At 34.2% G+C, this 14,316-nt stretch carries 19 protein-coding genes; 7 read left to right on the plus strand and 12 right to left on the minus strand.

Annotated features, from left to right (window positions below):
• Positions 1 to 71: 71 nt before the first annotated feature.
• The gene (bla, locus tag ACZ5R4_RS12785) at positions 72 to 1,001 is read right to left on the minus strand and encodes a class A beta-lactamase (RefSeq protein WP_464367445.1); all 930 of its coding nucleotides are present in this window, start codon (positions 999 to 1,001) and stop codon (positions 72 to 74) included.
• A gap of 583 nt (positions 1,002 to 1,584) precedes the next feature.
• On the opposite strand from bla, the gene ACZ5R4_RS12790 reads away from it, so the two are divergent.
• The 6 genes from ACZ5R4_RS12790 (at position 1,585) to ACZ5R4_RS12815 (ending at position 4,734) form a co-directional block, all read left to right on the plus strand.
• Positions 1,585 to 1,827: an integrase core domain-containing protein gene (locus ACZ5R4_RS12790; protein WP_277680218.1), complete on the plus strand. Its 243-nt coding sequence runs from the start codon at positions 1,585 to 1,587 to the stop codon at positions 1,825 to 1,827.
• 377 nt (positions 1,828 to 2,204) lie between these two features.
• On the plus strand, positions 2,205 to 2,426 hold the full coding sequence (locus tag ACZ5R4_RS12795; RefSeq protein ID WP_054860765.1) for a helix-turn-helix domain-containing protein: 222 nt from the start codon (positions 2,205 to 2,207) through the stop codon (positions 2,424 to 2,426).
• Positions 2,427 to 2,430: 4 nt separating this feature from the next.
• Positions 2,431 to 2,826 (plus strand): hypothetical protein, encoded by a 396-nt coding sequence (locus ACZ5R4_RS12800; RefSeq protein ID WP_464367446.1) that lies wholly within the window; start codon positions 2,431 to 2,433, stop codon positions 2,824 to 2,826.
• Between the two features lie 25 nt (positions 2,827 to 2,851).
• Positions 2,852 to 3,142 carry a hypothetical protein gene (locus tag ACZ5R4_RS12805; protein ID WP_464367447.1) on the plus strand — a complete coding sequence of 97 codons (291 nt, stop codon included), beginning with the start codon at positions 2,852 to 2,854 and terminating at the stop codon, positions 3,140 to 3,142.
• Between the two features lie 289 nt (positions 3,143 to 3,431).
• The gene (locus ACZ5R4_RS12810) at positions 3,432 to 3,605 is read left to right on the plus strand and encodes a hypothetical protein (RefSeq protein ID WP_347835836.1); all 174 of its coding nucleotides are present in this window, start codon (positions 3,432 to 3,434) and stop codon (positions 3,603 to 3,605) included.
• A gap of 61 nt (positions 3,606 to 3,666) precedes the next feature.
• On the plus strand, positions 3,667 to 4,734 hold the full coding sequence (locus ACZ5R4_RS12815) for a hypothetical protein (protein ID WP_464367448.1): 1,068 nt from the start codon (positions 3,667 to 3,669) through the stop codon (positions 4,732 to 4,734).
• Positions 4,735 to 5,193: 459 nt separating this feature from the next.
• On the opposite strand, the gene ACZ5R4_RS12820 is transcribed toward ACZ5R4_RS12815, so the two are convergent.
• The 4 genes from ACZ5R4_RS12820 to ACZ5R4_RS12835 all read right to left on the minus strand — a co-directional run bounded on the left by ACZ5R4_RS12820 (position 5,194) and on the right by ACZ5R4_RS12835 (position 7,214).
• Positions 5,194 to 5,496 (minus strand): hypothetical protein, encoded by a 303-nt coding sequence (locus tag ACZ5R4_RS12820; protein ID WP_464367449.1) that lies wholly within the window; start codon positions 5,494 to 5,496, stop codon positions 5,194 to 5,196.
• A 257-nt stretch (positions 5,497 to 5,753) separates the two neighbouring features.
• A complete protein-coding gene (locus tag ACZ5R4_RS12825; protein ID WP_464367450.1) occupies positions 5,754 to 5,876 on the minus strand; it encodes a hypothetical protein in 123 nt (40 codons plus the stop codon).
• 224 nt (positions 5,877 to 6,100) lie between these two features.
• A complete protein-coding gene (locus tag ACZ5R4_RS12830; protein ID WP_054860771.1) occupies positions 6,101 to 6,544 on the minus strand; it encodes a hypothetical protein in 444 nt (147 codons plus the stop codon).
• Positions 6,545 to 6,665: 121 nt separating this feature from the next.
• A complete protein-coding gene (locus tag ACZ5R4_RS12835; protein WP_464367451.1) occupies positions 6,666 to 7,214 on the minus strand; it encodes a hypothetical protein in 549 nt (182 codons plus the stop codon).
• A 336-nt stretch (positions 7,215 to 7,550) separates the two neighbouring features.
• Between ACZ5R4_RS12835 and ACZ5R4_RS12840 the strand changes: the two genes are divergently transcribed.
• The gene (locus ACZ5R4_RS12840; protein WP_464367452.1) at positions 7,551 to 9,863 is read left to right on the plus strand and encodes a glycoside hydrolase domain-containing protein; all 2,313 of its coding nucleotides are present in this window, start codon (positions 7,551 to 7,553) and stop codon (positions 9,861 to 9,863) included.
• Between the two features lie 54 nt (positions 9,864 to 9,917).
• Here the strand turns inward: ACZ5R4_RS12840 and ACZ5R4_RS12845 are convergent, their stop codons facing one another.
• The 7 genes from ACZ5R4_RS12845 to ACZ5R4_RS12875 all read right to left on the minus strand — a co-directional run bounded on the left by ACZ5R4_RS12845 (position 9,918) and on the right by ACZ5R4_RS12875 (position 14,013).
• On the minus strand, positions 9,918 to 10,475 hold the full coding sequence (locus tag ACZ5R4_RS12845; RefSeq protein WP_054860774.1) for a hypothetical protein: 558 nt from the start codon (positions 10,473 to 10,475) through the stop codon (positions 9,918 to 9,920).
• Between the two features lie 481 nt (positions 10,476 to 10,956).
• Positions 10,957 to 11,742 carry an N-acetylmuramoyl-L-alanine amidase gene (locus ACZ5R4_RS12850; protein WP_464367453.1) on the minus strand — a complete coding sequence of 262 codons (786 nt, stop codon included), beginning with the start codon at positions 11,740 to 11,742 and terminating at the stop codon, positions 10,957 to 10,959.
• An 83-nt stretch (positions 11,743 to 11,825) separates the two neighbouring features.
• On the minus strand, positions 11,826 to 12,056 hold the full coding sequence (locus tag ACZ5R4_RS12855) for a hypothetical protein (RefSeq protein WP_464367454.1): 231 nt from the start codon (positions 12,054 to 12,056) through the stop codon (positions 11,826 to 11,828).
• 229 nt (positions 12,057 to 12,285) lie between these two features.
• The gene (locus ACZ5R4_RS12860) at positions 12,286 to 12,723 is read right to left on the minus strand and encodes a hypothetical protein (RefSeq protein ID WP_054860777.1); all 438 of its coding nucleotides are present in this window, start codon (positions 12,721 to 12,723) and stop codon (positions 12,286 to 12,288) included.
• A gap of 247 nt (positions 12,724 to 12,970) precedes the next feature.
• Positions 12,971 to 13,222: a helix-turn-helix domain-containing protein gene (locus tag ACZ5R4_RS12865; protein WP_347835844.1), complete on the minus strand. Its 252-nt coding sequence runs from the start codon at positions 13,220 to 13,222 to the stop codon at positions 12,971 to 12,973.
• Between the two features lies 1 nt (position 13,223).
• Positions 13,224 to 13,382, minus strand: coding sequence for a YvrJ family protein (locus ACZ5R4_RS12870; protein WP_464367455.1), 159 nt, complete (start codon positions 13,380 to 13,382; stop codon positions 13,224 to 13,226).
• A complete protein-coding gene (locus ACZ5R4_RS12875) occupies positions 13,372 to 14,013 on the minus strand; it encodes a sigma-70 family RNA polymerase sigma factor (protein WP_464367456.1) in 642 nt (213 codons plus the stop codon). Before ACZ5R4_RS12875 ends, ACZ5R4_RS12870 begins: the two co-directional genes overlap by 11 nt.
• Positions 14,014 to 14,316: the final 303 nt, after the last annotated feature.

A 14,316-nucleotide genomic window follows, 5' to 3' on the forward strand; every position in this document is an offset into this window, starting at 1 on the left:
CTTCCATTTCACCACTTGAGTTCATTATCGCCATGGAAAGATATGCAAAAACATGTGTTATCCCGATTTTTTTATTTTAAAGCGTTCAGTGTGATTTCGGCAGCTTTTGCAATCAGCGCATCATCATATTCTGCATTCTCTGTATCACGCCGAGACATAATTGCCATGACGATTGGTTCTCTGTTCGGTGGCCATACAACGGCAATGTCATTTCGTGTTCCGTAGCTGCCTGCACCACTTTTATCTCCAACTATCCATTCTTCTGGTGCGCCTGCACGTATCAGTGCATCTCCTGTTGCATTCCCTTTCAACCAGTCAATAAGTAATTCCCGCTTATCATCTGAAAGAAAGTCATCAATGGCGACCTTTTTCAGATTGGTGGCCATAGCTTTCGGTGTGCTTGTATCACGCTTATTCCCCGGTATAAATTCATTCAATTCCGTTTCGTATCGTTCGGGCTGGGTAACGTCATCACCAATGTCACGTAAGGCTTGCTCAAATTTTTCAGGACCCCCAAGAGCATCAAGCAGGAGATTCCCTGCAGTGTTGTCACTTTTTCGGATGGCCGCTTCACTGATTTCTAACAGCGTCATTCCGGTATCTACATGTTTCTCAGTAACCGGAGAATAAGTAACCAAATCATCTTCGGTATACGTAACGCTTTTCTCCAGATCTTCTATGTTATTTTGCTCAAGCAAGATTGCTGCAGCCAATGGTTTGAAGGTGGATGAATAAGCAAAACGTTCTTGTGGTCGGTATTCGATTGTTTGATTCGTCCCTGTATCCATTGCATAGACACCAAGCTGGGCATTAAATTCATTTTCAAGCTGTGTAAACTCTTCATTCTTATTTATCGTTTCTTTTGATGTATTCTCTTTTTCAGATGATGCACCGGTCTTATTGTCTGTATTTACACATGCAGTTAGCATTGTTAGTAACAGCAATGTGATGGACATTATAAAAAGAAGCATGCCGATTTTGTGTGGGCTAGTTTTTCTCATATGGATACCCTCTCTCTATTAGATTGAATCTCTCTTATTTGTTTCTTCAGTCACCAACCATAAGCATTTTATACCTTATTACCCTACGGACTACATCTGTAGTATACTATTACATTTGTAGTCTATAAAATGTCAAGCCAAAACAATCTTGAAGTATTTTCCTGTGAAAGTGGAGAGTGATGTGCCATATAAATTTGTTCAAAATTTATGTGAACGAGCTAATCATAGCTATCACCAAGGAACAAGAAAAATTCCTTTTGGTGAATCAGTCGATGGGTAGAAACAATTTCCGGCATCAGTGAAGAAAAACTGTTGAATACAGAACGTATGAGAATCTATCCGTCCTCGGACATACAATGGCCAGAATCTGACATTTCCAGAAATGAATGAAGAAATGGCATTGCGAGAGCACCAGAAAAATGTAGTGGCTATTGTGCTTATAAACTATACGATCATCAACAGACAGATTTAGTCGTAAACACACACACTAAAAGTAGCACTTAAAACTAGAGAAAATCCAAAAGGGATTGTCATCCATTCTGATCAAGGAAGTGTCTACACATCTTTTGCATTCCAACATTTAGTGAAGGAAGAAAACTTGATTAGTAGTATGTCTAGGAGAGGAAACTGTTGGGATAATGCAGTAATTGAATCTTTCCATTCCAATATTAAATCAGAAGAATTTCAATTCGTAAAACATAATTCATTACCACTTCAAGAAGTAATAAGTCGTGTAAACGTATATATAAAGCATTACAATGAAGAGCGTATTCAAGAAAAGTTAGGCTACCAATCACCTCTAGAGTTTAGGGGGATGGCAGCCTAAGAAGGTGTTTATTGTTGTCTCAAATCGTTATGTCAGTCTAGCATTCCACGATTTTTTTGTTTTCTGTTTTAAAAAAAGTAGCTTCTAACTACATGGTTGAAGATTAAACCATTCAAAGACAATTATTGCATATTCACTTCCTGCTTGGACATATGGTAGAAGGCAATATTGCAATTGAGAATCACACTCACAGTCAAAATATCCACTGTCTCCATAACATAAATCGTGTGCCTTACAACATGCATCTACAGGTGTTGCTGGTGCCTCAGGACCACTACAAAAAGGAGCACCACACCAATGACCATGAATACAAGGGAAGTCTTGAGTTGAAACATCACTTTGATCAGGACATTAGTAAGAAAAAGCGGGTGACATAATTGAAAAAAAATGTAAATAACGGGGTTAAAGAGTTAAGGAAGAAAATGGAATACACTCAAAAGCAATTAGCGGAGGAAGTAGGAGTTACAAGGTTAACCATCATATCTATCGAAAAGGGGAGATATGAACCTTCTATAGGAATAGCGTTACATTTAGCGCGGACCTTAAATTGTAAAGTGGAGGATATTTTTTGGATTGGAGAGGATCAAGATGAAGATTAACTTTTTGTATAGAATCTTATTGAAGTTTTGTTTATTTCTACTATTTGCTCTTTTTGCAACTAGTAGTTATAAGCCTATTGTTCCTAATTCTGCGTACATGATATTTATAGCTCTTAGCTTTTTTCAATTTATTTCCTTTGGTTATGATTTAATCCTTTCTTTAAAAGGTAAAAGAGTGAAGGAAGAAATTGATGATGTGGACGAACGATCCAAGAATCATGCTCATAAAGCTGGATTTGTGACTTTCATTATTAACATGGTTTTTTTATTCGTTTTTATTTTGATTATAATGAATTTTCCATTTATTTCTTTAGATCCTGTTGAATATATAACTATTTTAATAGGATTAAACTATGTCGTATATTATGGAATCAAATTTTATTTAATCTTTAATAAGTAAAAATGAGGTGAAGATAATGGATAAAATGGCAAATATAATTTTTAAGGCGTTTAGTATACTATCATTAACTATCTCAGGTAGTTTACTCTTGTTGTTCGTAAATACCTTTGTGGATGTCATTCCACTGAGACAATTCATTCAAGGAATACCTATCATTTTACCTGCCTTTGTTGCACCATTTGGTGTCCTTTTTGGCTTTGTTGGTTACTTAAACATGAGAAATAAGCTAGGTTTATATGGAATCTTGTCGAACATTTTTATGTTTTTACTTCCTTTTATCTATATCATGGGAGGAACACTTATATTTGGACCCTAATGTAGAGATAAAAAAATTAATAGTGTTAGAACCAAAAGAACCGTCTGTCGGTTCTTTTCTTTTTGATATAACCAAGGTTGCGAATGCAACCCGATTTATTACTTGAAGCAAATAAAAAAGTAAAGGAGTGAAACCTATGCCGATAAACGTCGCGGTTTTAGAAGTGGATGAACAAAACACATTTGAAGCGGAAATGGGTTGGGTAGCTGAGAGCGGTATTCACATATAGGATTACTGTGCGATCCCAGAAGAAGTCGAAAGTAAGAACCCCATCGAAACGGCTTGGATTATGCGGGAAATCGATGATCAGATTGCTTTTCTTAAAGACTGTCATATAATTTCTGAAATTTCAGAAGAAGATTACAGGAAGCTTGTGATGGAAATTCAAAACCACTATGAACCCATTGAGCAGCACGTCAAGCAAAAGATATATAATGTTTTAAACATTAATGACGATGAGTAAACATACTGATTGGATGGACCGATATAAAGACTATCAAAAAATTATTTGGAGGGTTTTTCTCATGAAGACAAGAAACAAATTAATAGGAGCACTCACTCTCATTCTTTGCATGTTTTTCCTAACATCAAATGGGATAAGTGCGAGTGAATACAAAAAACCAGTATTCCTTAGTGCCGATTTTGCGAAAGATACATTTGAATCAGGTGAGCCGGTCACAGTAAATATTTACACGGAATCAGGGGAAAGTGAAATAGATAGTATATTTGCTCGAATTGAACATGAGGAAACAGGTCGAGAATTCTATAATCTGAAATCTGCAGATTCTCAAAGTGAAACAAAAGTGGAGATAAACCTACCATCAGAAGCACCACCAGGTAAATATGTGTTAAATGCAGTAACCTTAACCGATTCTGCAGGAGTTAATTCATTTACGCATAATATAGGTATCAGCTTTGAACTTATTGGGGCGCCCACCGACATAGAAAAGCCGATATTTCACAACGCTTTTTTTGATAAAGAACAATATGGACCAGGAGACGAAGTCATACTAAGAATGGATGCGACAGATGAACACAGTGGAATCGATTATATTTTCGCCACGATCCAACACACGGAATCAGAACAATATAGATTTTTTGGATATTCCACAGAAGTAGATGGATATCAAGAGATCCGTTTTCAACTACCTGAAACTGCTTTGGATGGGGACTATGGTGTTAGACATCTATATATTGACGATAATTCCGGAAATAGATTATATGTATTTGATGTAGATGCCACATTTCATGTCGAAGGTGGATCTACAGACAACGAAGCGCCAATTCTAAAAGATATATGGGTAGAAAAATCGCAGTACAAACAAGGAGAACAAGTGCATATCGATATCGAAGCAGCGGATGAGAGTGGTGTTAAATCCATATATGTAGATGTCAGACATAAAGAGACAAACGTAGCTTATGGCGCACGTGCAATATTCAATGGAAAAACCTTTGAGTATAACAGAGATTTACCTATGAACGCGCCGCTAGGGGAATACGAAGTGCTCGCCTTGCACTTAGAAGACAATCTAGGCAATAAAGAGATATTGCTTGATTATGGATCTAAAATTGAATTCAAAGTGATTGAATGATTGCATAAAATAAATCCATGCTGTGCGATACAGTATGGGTATTCTTTTTTCTGATTGATTTGCTATACGGTGAAAATGCAATGCTATGTGATATGAATGGAATACATACGGAATGAGTATTCTTATGTATTATATCATGTGTGGTCAAAATTGTTCGCACGGTGTAAGCTTATCGTTCCATATCACATGAACATATGATTCGCAATAAAATTTGATATATGGTGAAACTTGGCTGCTCGACATGCTTCGCAGCCCGATACATTATGTGATTGGAAATCCCTCTTCCCCCTCTCCTCGGCGATCGTCCGAAGAAAGGAGGTTTTTTCTGATCAACAGTCTGGAAAATGTTCGGGGAAAACTAGAGATATATTCCGTTATGAGGTCAGGTGTTTGGTAGATAATTAATAAAGCTGTCGGAATTTTATTTTGTAAATACGAAAAGCCTTGTATTCCCGTTTTTCAGTTTGGATGAACAGGTGTTATAAACCAAAAAAAACCAATAAATAAGAATAAGGAGCTTCCAGTTAAGAATCCTAAAATTATACCTATAATAGCTAATGATTTTTTTTCGTTTTTTTTACATAAAGCTACTATTCCAATTATTATAGAAATAGAAACGCTAATTACTAGTAAACACAAAGCTGTTAGCATTAAGACCCTAGGTATTAGGGAGGAAAAAAAAGAAAGAGTTATGACGATAGATAAAATTCCTAATCCATAGGATGTATAGCTCAACCAGGAATACTTTTTCTCATCTTGCAATATTATCTCCACCTTTATTGTTATATGATAGCATTATCACAACCTATTTTATAGGGATAAAAAATGGGAATATTACCCATATAAATAATGTTTCCATTTATTTCTATTAAGGTGTTCGAGATAAAATGTATTACATATTATGTTTACATAATCATGAATATAACTAATTGATAAACTTTACATTTGGCGGAAAATACCTTTTGTTATTTAATGGTATCCTCGAACCACACTAACAAATGCGGGAAAAAAGGAAATGTTTAGTCTTTAGCAAATCGAAGAACATTATCTTCTTCCACCACACCTTCATTTCGCAGCTTCACACACACCCCTGTAACTTTACCTTGGAGAATAAATTGGTAATACCAATTATTACTTAACATCGTTACAATGTCATAGGAAAGATGTATCTATACATATTTACTCTTTTCCCAGTCTGAGAGTTATAGAAAAATAGATTAAAAATTGGATGCGTAAAATTTTAATTTAACAATATCTAGGATTTGATTGGAGGAGGGGTCCGAAATAATCATCTTACTAATTGACGATCTCTCACCATACACAAGACGCAATAAATCCGCCTTAACATAAAAAAATAAAGTCCTTATTATTGGACTTTATCCTCTAAGCTATTGATTCGTTCTTTAAATCCAGGACGAGATTCTTCACCCACAAAATCTAATCCTTCTATTAGCCACTCTAAACGTTCTTTCGTTATTTCCTTATCATCATTTTCCATGAGTGTTAAATATTCTTCAAATCTTTCGTCTGATAAACCAGCATGTGGAAAGGAATCATTAGGGAAGGGGTTTACTTCTTTATCTAAGCCAATTTTTTCAAGATCAACTTCTATCTTATCATTTGTTTTATTTTTTTCTTTAACTTTCTGGCCTTCCTTTTCAGGTGATAACTGATTCTGTAGTGAATCTTCTTGATTCCCTTGTGCTTTTTGTTTCTCATCCGTATCAGTAACAATAACTATACTTACTATTACAGTAAAAAATATAGCTAATAAAGCAGAAACTATAAATAAAGTTTTTAATTTCCTCATGTGAAAACTCCAATCTATTTCATATACCATATTATATTATTCACGTAGAATAGATTCAACCAAAAAAAAAACGGAAGTCTCCGTTTTTTTTTGTATCTTATTTCAACATTTTATTTATTTCTTACCAACCTGTAGCATAGGTGGTCGCTTGATTATACATAGAATAACCTATCTCATAGTCGGTGTCACACCATAAATGACTTGTTCCATGCTGTCTAACAGAACTATAATAGGTTCCGTTCTTTATATATCCTGTAATTCGTAATCGATAAGGATGTGTTTCTCCACCCTGTGAATTTGAATTACTACAAACTACTTTATCACCTGCATAAAGATATCTAACGACGCTGGTTCCTTTAAAAACACGACATTGACGTCGCACATTAAACGTTATTCCCAAATCATATACTTCGTCCCCAAAAGTACTTGAATATGCATTTAATACACTACCTTGTTCAGGATTTAAATAAATAGTTCCGAATCTTGGTCCGCTTGGAGAATAGAAATGAATTCGATATGCTTTAACATATTTATCCCCTTCAAAATACAGCAAATTAAAAAGTTCCTTTGGGTATAAAGTTCCTATTCGTTTTCTTTGACTTGAAGGCGCATCCTTATCCCAAACCGGAATATTTGAACCATAAGTGTTGATCTTAATATTATACGTCATTGTGTTTCCTCCTTATTTAATTTTGATGCACATCTATCCTATAAAGAATTAGTACATTACAAAAAAACAACCTTCACTGCAAACTTTTATTGTATTTATGATTCGAACCAAAGATGGTTGTCCGTAACACCCTTCTCATTTGACTATGGATTCTCCTCTAGCGTTTAGTCATTTTTATATAATGAACCGAATTAACCCAGCAAAATATAGATTTTTCTACAACCAAGTTACGAAAAAGGAATATTATGAGGATTTTTTGTGGATAATTACTTCATTTTTGGCCTTCTTAATCACGTTAAGATGAATATGTAAAAAATCTGATGAGGAGGAAATGATATGGCAGATCCAAGAGTGTTAGAAGTTCAGCTATGGGTGAATACGACGTATGAAGGGAAATATGGTTTCAATTCAGCTCCAGAAAACGGTAAAACTGGATGGTCAACCGTATACGCTTTAACAAGAGCTCTACAAATTGAACTAGGTATTTCACAACCAGCCGATAATTTCGGACAAGGTACATCACGTGCATACAGAAATTATGGGGAACTTGAATTAGGTAATGCACCAACCGACAACAAAGGAAAAAGAATCGTTAAGATTTTCCAGGGAGCTTGTTACTGTAAAGGCTATGACCCTGGTTCATTCGATGGTGTCTTTACTGAGGTCACACAACAAGCTGTTATTGATTTACAAACAGATGCTGGATTACCTATTAGAGACGGAAAAGTTTATGATTATATATTTAAGGCGTTTTTGGTTATGGATGCCTATAGACTCACAGGAAATGGTGATACAAAAATTCAAAGCATACAAAGGGATTTAAACTACCATTATTACCAAACAGCTGGCGTTTGTCCCTGCGATGGACACTATCAAAGAAATACGAATAAGGCTTTAATCTATGGTATTCAGACTGAAGAAGGTATCGCCCCAGAACTACAAACGGGGACCGTTGGCCCTAGTACCAGAGCGTTACTCCCAACTTTAAGTGTCGGAAGTAGCGGTACATTTGTAAAGTTATTCCAATATGCGCTTTATTTTAATGGTTATGATGTTGGCGCATTTGATGGGGTATACGGCAATAGCACTAAGCAAACCGTAATGAATTTTCAAGAATTTACTGCTCTTACTGTTGATGGAATCGCAGGAAAACAAACTTGGCTATCCGCCTTAATTAGTACAGGAGACCCTACTAGACGAGGAACAGCTTGTGACTGTATAACGGAAATCACTCCAGCCAGAGCACAAACACTTGTCGATGAAGGGTATGAAACGGTAGGAAGATATCTAGTTAATGTGGAAGGTGGTTTGAATAAAAAAATTCAACCTGGCGAATTGGCAACTATCTTTAATGCAGGCTTAACGGTATTTCCAATTTTCCAAACTATTGGAGATAGTGCATCCTACTTCACCTATAATCAGGGAAAGTCGGATGCAGAAGCAGCTTATGATGCTGCTAGAAAATATGGTTTTCACTATAACACAACTATATATTTCGCTGTAGATTTTGATGCTTATGGTTATCAAATTACTGACAATGTTGTTCCTTATTTTCAAGGGATAAATGCGACAATGCATAGTCTAGGTGGTTTTTATCAAATAGGTGTTTATGGTCCAAGGAGTGTCGGGATTACAGTATCTGATCAAGGATTAGCTACTACTAGTTTTGTTAGTGGAATGTCCACCGGCTTTAGTGGCAATCTAGGATATCCTCTTCCTGACAATTGGGCGTTTGATCAAATCTCCACTATATCAATAGGTTCTGGTGTAGGTTATATCAATATTGATAACAACATTAAATCTGGTAGAGACGAAGGAGCATCATCAGTTTCTCCTGCTGATTATGATGAATCTATTAACAACTTATTCTTTGATCAAATTGATGCTATCTATGATATTGCCTTGAATCATTCGGGTAATGATCAAGCAGATGCTAACAAACTACTTTGTCACTACCTACGACATAAAAATTACAATGGTTTTTTATGGGCAACTACTGCTGGAATCCTTGACTCAGAATTTATCGATAAAGTTAATGATCAATTGAATTCACCAGAAATCATAAATCCATTTGATGTAACTTTTGAAACTCGATTAGACACACCTCATTTTGCAGCGACATTGAATAGTATACTATTTATCTGGGGGTCGAATTCTTTTATTTCTGACTTTGCAGGTTGGGGCGGTGACCTTTTGACAGTTGCAGGCGATTCGGTAGAAGCGAGTAATTATGATACGGTATATGACGCAGCCTATGACCTTATTGGACATCGAAACCCAAGCGTTTCAACTTTTAATTTAAAAGATTTAATTGTAGATATTGATGCTGTCAATATTGGGGTTCAACTTTTAAATAACACTGAGCCATTGAACCAACTAATTAGAAATTATTACGGTTATTTAGGAGACTATAATTGGCGGTTTACTAAGTTCTTACAAAGTAGATTTTTCATGAATAACGAAGAGCAAAGCTATGATTATTTACAAGACCAAGCAACAGCGATCCTAAATTCAAATGATTTATTAGTAGCTCAAGCAAGAGCACTATTTAAAGATGCATTCGATGTGGCATATTACACGGAAGAAGAAGGTGAGGAAGTAGCAAGAGCCTTCAGAGATGTTATAGAGAGAGAAGGAGCCAAAGAGTAAATCAAATAAGTGGAGATTTAATAATCTCCACTTATTACTATCGATTCAAAAGATTTAATTATCATATTTTATAGAAATTTCATCTCTCACGTTATCCGCATAGTATATTTTATAGGAAATAATTAAAGTGTTAGGTTCTTTCCACTCTAAGCTATAAGTATCATTAGTAAATGTTTTATATCCGTTATTTGTCCTTATATTTGCTTTATGAACTTTAAATAACCCATGAGTTTGGAATATTTTAGCATGTCCTGTTTCTTCAACTTGAAATCCTATTTCTCCATCAGGTGATGAGAATGAAATATAATTAATATCACTGTATAACAACAACCAGCGAAACAAGGAATAAATTAATATTAAACCAATTAAAGTAGCAAAGGTAATTTTTATTACCTTATCTTTGAAAAAATATTTCATGGATATTATTGCCATAATAAGCATCAGTATCGTCAAAAATATATCTAGTTCTTTTTGTCTTATAAAAAAAATATCACTACCATTTAAAATAAACATAATGACTTTTAAGAGTACCGTTAAAATGAATACAATAACAGGTATGTTTAAAACTTTATTTTTTATATTTGGTTGGATATCACTATTATAATTAGTCATAATAATTGTCTTACTCCCTTCAAAATTTTCTTCCTCTCCTTCAAAACCTCATATCCAACATCGAATTACCATTACTTTCAAGTATATTTTGAATAATTAATATTAGTCGGTACTCCTTTTATGTATATACATCTCCTCTTAGTTGTCTTAGGAGATCAAGAAACTCTAAAAATTCCATAAATAGGTATGTAAATAATAAAACTACTAAGACACAATGGCAAAAATCATGTTAGCACTTATTATCAATAATGTGGAACTGATTGTTTTTATTAAATTAGTTACACTTCTTCTTTTTTACGTCAGCGACAGGCTCTATCCTTTTCTTATCCATAAATTATTTATAATTTATACATCTATTATAAAATAAATTCCAATTTTTACAACACATTACTTTACATATTCCTATTCTATCGTTGATTAAACCACCACTATCTCTTTTCACTAAAAAAGCAGATCAAAGATCTGCAAATTTTTAGATGAATTATTTTATATATGTCTCTATTCCTTTATCCTCTATATGACGTGAACGCGTTTTTGCGCCTTCATAATGAGTGAACGTTCCAACAATTACTTCATAATAATCGCCACGTTTTTTTACATAGCTTTCCACTCCTACTTTTCTAACTTTCTCCGCTTGCCTTAGAGCATTTTCTTTACTAGAAAAAGTTCCACCAATCACTTCATACTTCTTATTACCTGTAGAGGGCTCCGGTTTTCCCTTTGGATTTAGGGAGAATATTTTGGCTATTCCTCTAGCATGAGCTTTAGCCACTTCATATAAATAATCGTTATCTTTTAACAAATGAGCATCATGTGAATTATCAATAAAGCCATTTTCAGTCAAGACCGCATCCATTCTAGTTTCTCTCACCATATGAAAATTCGCCTTTTTCTTCCCTCTATCAAAAAGATTATTAACCTTCATAATTTCATCATGAATGATCGTGCGATAATTTTCTGTAGTGTTAGGTGTAGACCCATTATAAATAAAAGATTCAAATCCTCGCGCTTTTCCGTTAGCACTATTGACATGGAACGAAATGATATAATCGGCACCCCATTCATTTGCCATATTAGAACGCGTGGCTAGATTTAAAAAGCGATCGTCTACACGGGATGCTTTTTCTATGACATTACTATACTCCGTTCGTAAGATTTCTCCGAAGTATTGTGAGAGCTTTAAAGTAAGATCTTTTTCCTTTAGCCCATTTCCAGTAGCGCCTGGATCTTTTCCTCCGTGCCCTGCATCATGAAATATCCTTATCATTATTTAACCTCCCCTCTTTACCCAAAAACTTAGTTTAGTTATAGAATCCGCAGAAGGATAAACCCACCAGATAGTTTTGATTATCAACCTTGCGGTTGCGGGATTGTACCCACATGTCCATACATTGACGTATAATCCCCTGTAGTAGGATCTACATAAAACCAATCATAAGTAACGGTAAACCCTTCGCTATTTACTTCATACACTTGAATCATATAGCGACCATCTTCTAATGTATGATCGTAACGAGTGTGAAAAAAACTACCAGCATATTGACTTTCAATGTAATTTACTGCATGTTGTTTTGTAATCATATTTCTACCTCCAAATAATTTATAATTTAATTCTATAATTTTTTATCTGTATCGAAGTTTTCAAAAAACCCAAATAAATTTATTACATAATGAAGAAAAAACTAACCATGTAAACTGTTTTCATAAGAGGTTTATTCCACTAAACATGTAGTTGGTAGAACAAAGGGGTGAAAGCCTTGTAGAGGTATTAACAAAATGACTATCAACATACATTCTGGCTGATATCCTATTATTTACATTGCATAGCCTCTTCTATTTGGATTATTGAACTTAAACTAATCATCAATCTATCCATAATTTGATTTCTCATAGAAAATATCGCTTTAGCACTATATCCAAGATTCATAGCGCTTTTATCAATAGACCATTTCATAAAGTATCTAAAACGAATAAAGTCAACTTCTGTTTCTGATAAATCCTCTAACGATCTATCAATAGATTCTACTAATAACTCAAATTCCATCAGATTGTTTTCTAAGGTTTTATACTTATCTCGTCTGTAAGAGAGTGTTTTCTCTTCCTTTTCTAAGACATTACGATTTCTAATACGTTCAAGCTGTTCTTTTATATTAAGGATTGCTACTTTATAACTGTTGTAATTTTTAAGATGTTTTTCTATAATTTTAATAATTTTCTTTCTTTCACTTCTACTGCAATCAATATACATACAATTCCTCCTTCTATATAGGTTGCAATCTATTTCATAAAGAAAAAAACAGTTACTAAAAAACAACCCAGGTTTCTAAAATTCTATTTTTATAACAGAGCGTTAAATTCGCATGGAGAGTGGTAGATGTGCCCCAATGCTCAATCTTCATACGGTTGAAGTATTACCTTCTAAATGTTACAAAAAAACCATCTGCTAATTAGCCAGATGGTGCTAGTGACAAAGAGTCCATGAACTTCGCAAATAATTACACACTATCTTGTAAATTTTTTTGCAAGTCCCAAAAACCAGGAGTTGCATCCACATCATAATTCAAAATGATATCGATTAATTTTAATCTTAATTCTTGATATAAATCTTCTCTTTTGGGATAGGTTGTTTGCAATAATGAACGTTGAATTTTAGGATCAAACATTTCAATAATTCGTTCGATATACATCACATTATCTTGAGATTTCTTTGCCAATTCATAAAGTGTAGTATTAGTAGTATTACTCAATTCACTTCGTCCCTCCCTTTATAGCTTCAGATAATCGAATGATTACTTCTTCTAAATTTTCCAGTTTTTTCTCGAAACGAGTAAAAAGATAAATGGTAATAGCAATAGGAAAACCAAAATTACTTAAAACCAAGATCCATTGGGGCATTTCAACAACCATAATCAAACCCTCCTTTTTCCTGCATATAGTTATAGATATTTAGCAAAGCTCTTCGGTGTAATTTGGAAACAACTTGCTGCGTCTTATTTAACAACACACCAATATCTTTTTCTGAAAAACCTCCAACATAATATAAATCAATCACTTCTTTTTGTTTTTTAGACAATTTTGTAACCGCTTCAGATAAAACAGAACATTCTACGTAATCCTCGATACAGTTACTATCAATAATATTTTCTAGGGAAACTTGAGCCGTGGGATCTTCTAGTAACTCTTTCAATGTATCCCCTTCACTATTCTTAATTGGTTGATCCAACGTTAAGGTATAGCGTTCATTATCTTTTCGTAGATTTTTATCATAATTGAGAGCATAAAAATAGAGGGTTGTAGAGATATATGCCGTAAACCTAGCATTAAAATGATGTTTTTTGAATGATAAATCAAGCAACTCGTGATTTTCTTTAGTCGGATTACAAATGGCATCTATCAATAATTGTTGATGGGCTTCATTTTTCAAGAAATTCTGAACAACTTTATGTTCCAGCAATGACTTGTTTTCTTCTACAAATCGCTGTAATTTTTTATTACTATCATTTTCATGGTTGTTTACAAAGTTAATTTCTAACCCCACCCTCCTAATAACAGAATGTATGTTCTCATTCTCGTGTATAAAAAATACCAGTTCAAATAGATGAAATGGAATTTTAAATAGGTAATTATCACGCATTGTTACTTATTAGTTTATCATATTATGGTTTATTATGGAAATTCCCTAAGCAAAAGTTCTTAATATTATTGGATGGTTTTGTATAGACCCGTACGGCATTCTGCAGGTAACTCCTATTTTCTTTGGTGCTGCTTTTATCTAAACATTTTAAGAAGAACTCTTGAGCTATTCTAACTTCACATTAAGTTGCTCTCCCCCCCTATCACT

Source organism: Gracilibacillus sp. JCM 18860 (genome assembly GCF_055395245.1).

Bases quoted from the DNA above. Each gene is read 5' to 3' on its own strand.
- ACZ5R4_RS12860 (WP_054860777.1), bottom strand. From the start codon at position 12,723: ATGTATATTGATTGCAGTAGAAGTGAAAGAAAGAAAATTATTAAAATT.
- ACZ5R4_RS12825 (WP_464367450.1), bottom strand. From the start codon at position 5,876: ATGTTAAGTAATAATTGGTATTACCAATTTATTCTCCAAGGTAAAGTT.
- ACZ5R4_RS12815 (WP_464367448.1), top strand. From the start codon at position 3,667: ATGAAGACAAGAAACAAATTAATAGGAGCACTCACTCTCATTCTTTGC.
- bla (WP_464367445.1), bottom strand. From the start codon at position 1,001: ATGAGAAAAACTAGCCCACACAAAATCGGCATGCTTCTTTTTATAATG.
- ACZ5R4_RS12845 (WP_054860774.1), bottom strand. From the start codon at position 10,475: ATGACTAATTATAATAGTGATATCCAACCAAATATAAAAAATAAAGTT.
- ACZ5R4_RS12870 (WP_464367455.1), bottom strand. From the start codon at position 13,382: ATGGTTGTTGAAATGCCCCAATGGATCTTGGTTTTAAGTAATTTTGGT.
- ACZ5R4_RS12855 (WP_464367454.1), bottom strand. From the start codon at position 12,056: ATGATTACAAAACAACATGCAGTAAATTACATTGAAAGTCAATATGCT.
- ACZ5R4_RS12835 (WP_464367451.1), bottom strand. From the start codon at position 7,214: ATGACGTATAATATTAAGATCAACACTTATGGTTCAAATATTCCGGTT.
- ACZ5R4_RS12850 (WP_464367453.1), bottom strand. From the start codon at position 11,742: ATGATAAGGATATTTCATGATGCAGGGCACGGAGGAAAAGATCCAGGC.
- ACZ5R4_RS12805 (WP_464367447.1), top strand. From the start codon at position 2,852: ATGGCAAATATAATTTTTAAGGCGTTTAGTATACTATCATTAACTATC.
- ACZ5R4_RS12830 (WP_054860771.1), bottom strand. From the start codon at position 6,544: ATGAGGAAATTAAAAACTTTATTTATAGTTTCTGCTTTATTAGCTATA.
- ACZ5R4_RS12810 (WP_347835836.1), top strand. From the start codon at position 3,432: ATGCGGGAAATCGATGATCAGATTGCTTTTCTTAAAGACTGTCATATA.
- ACZ5R4_RS12840 (WP_464367452.1), top strand. From the start codon at position 7,551: ATGGCAGATCCAAGAGTGTTAGAAGTTCAGCTATGGGTGAATACGACG.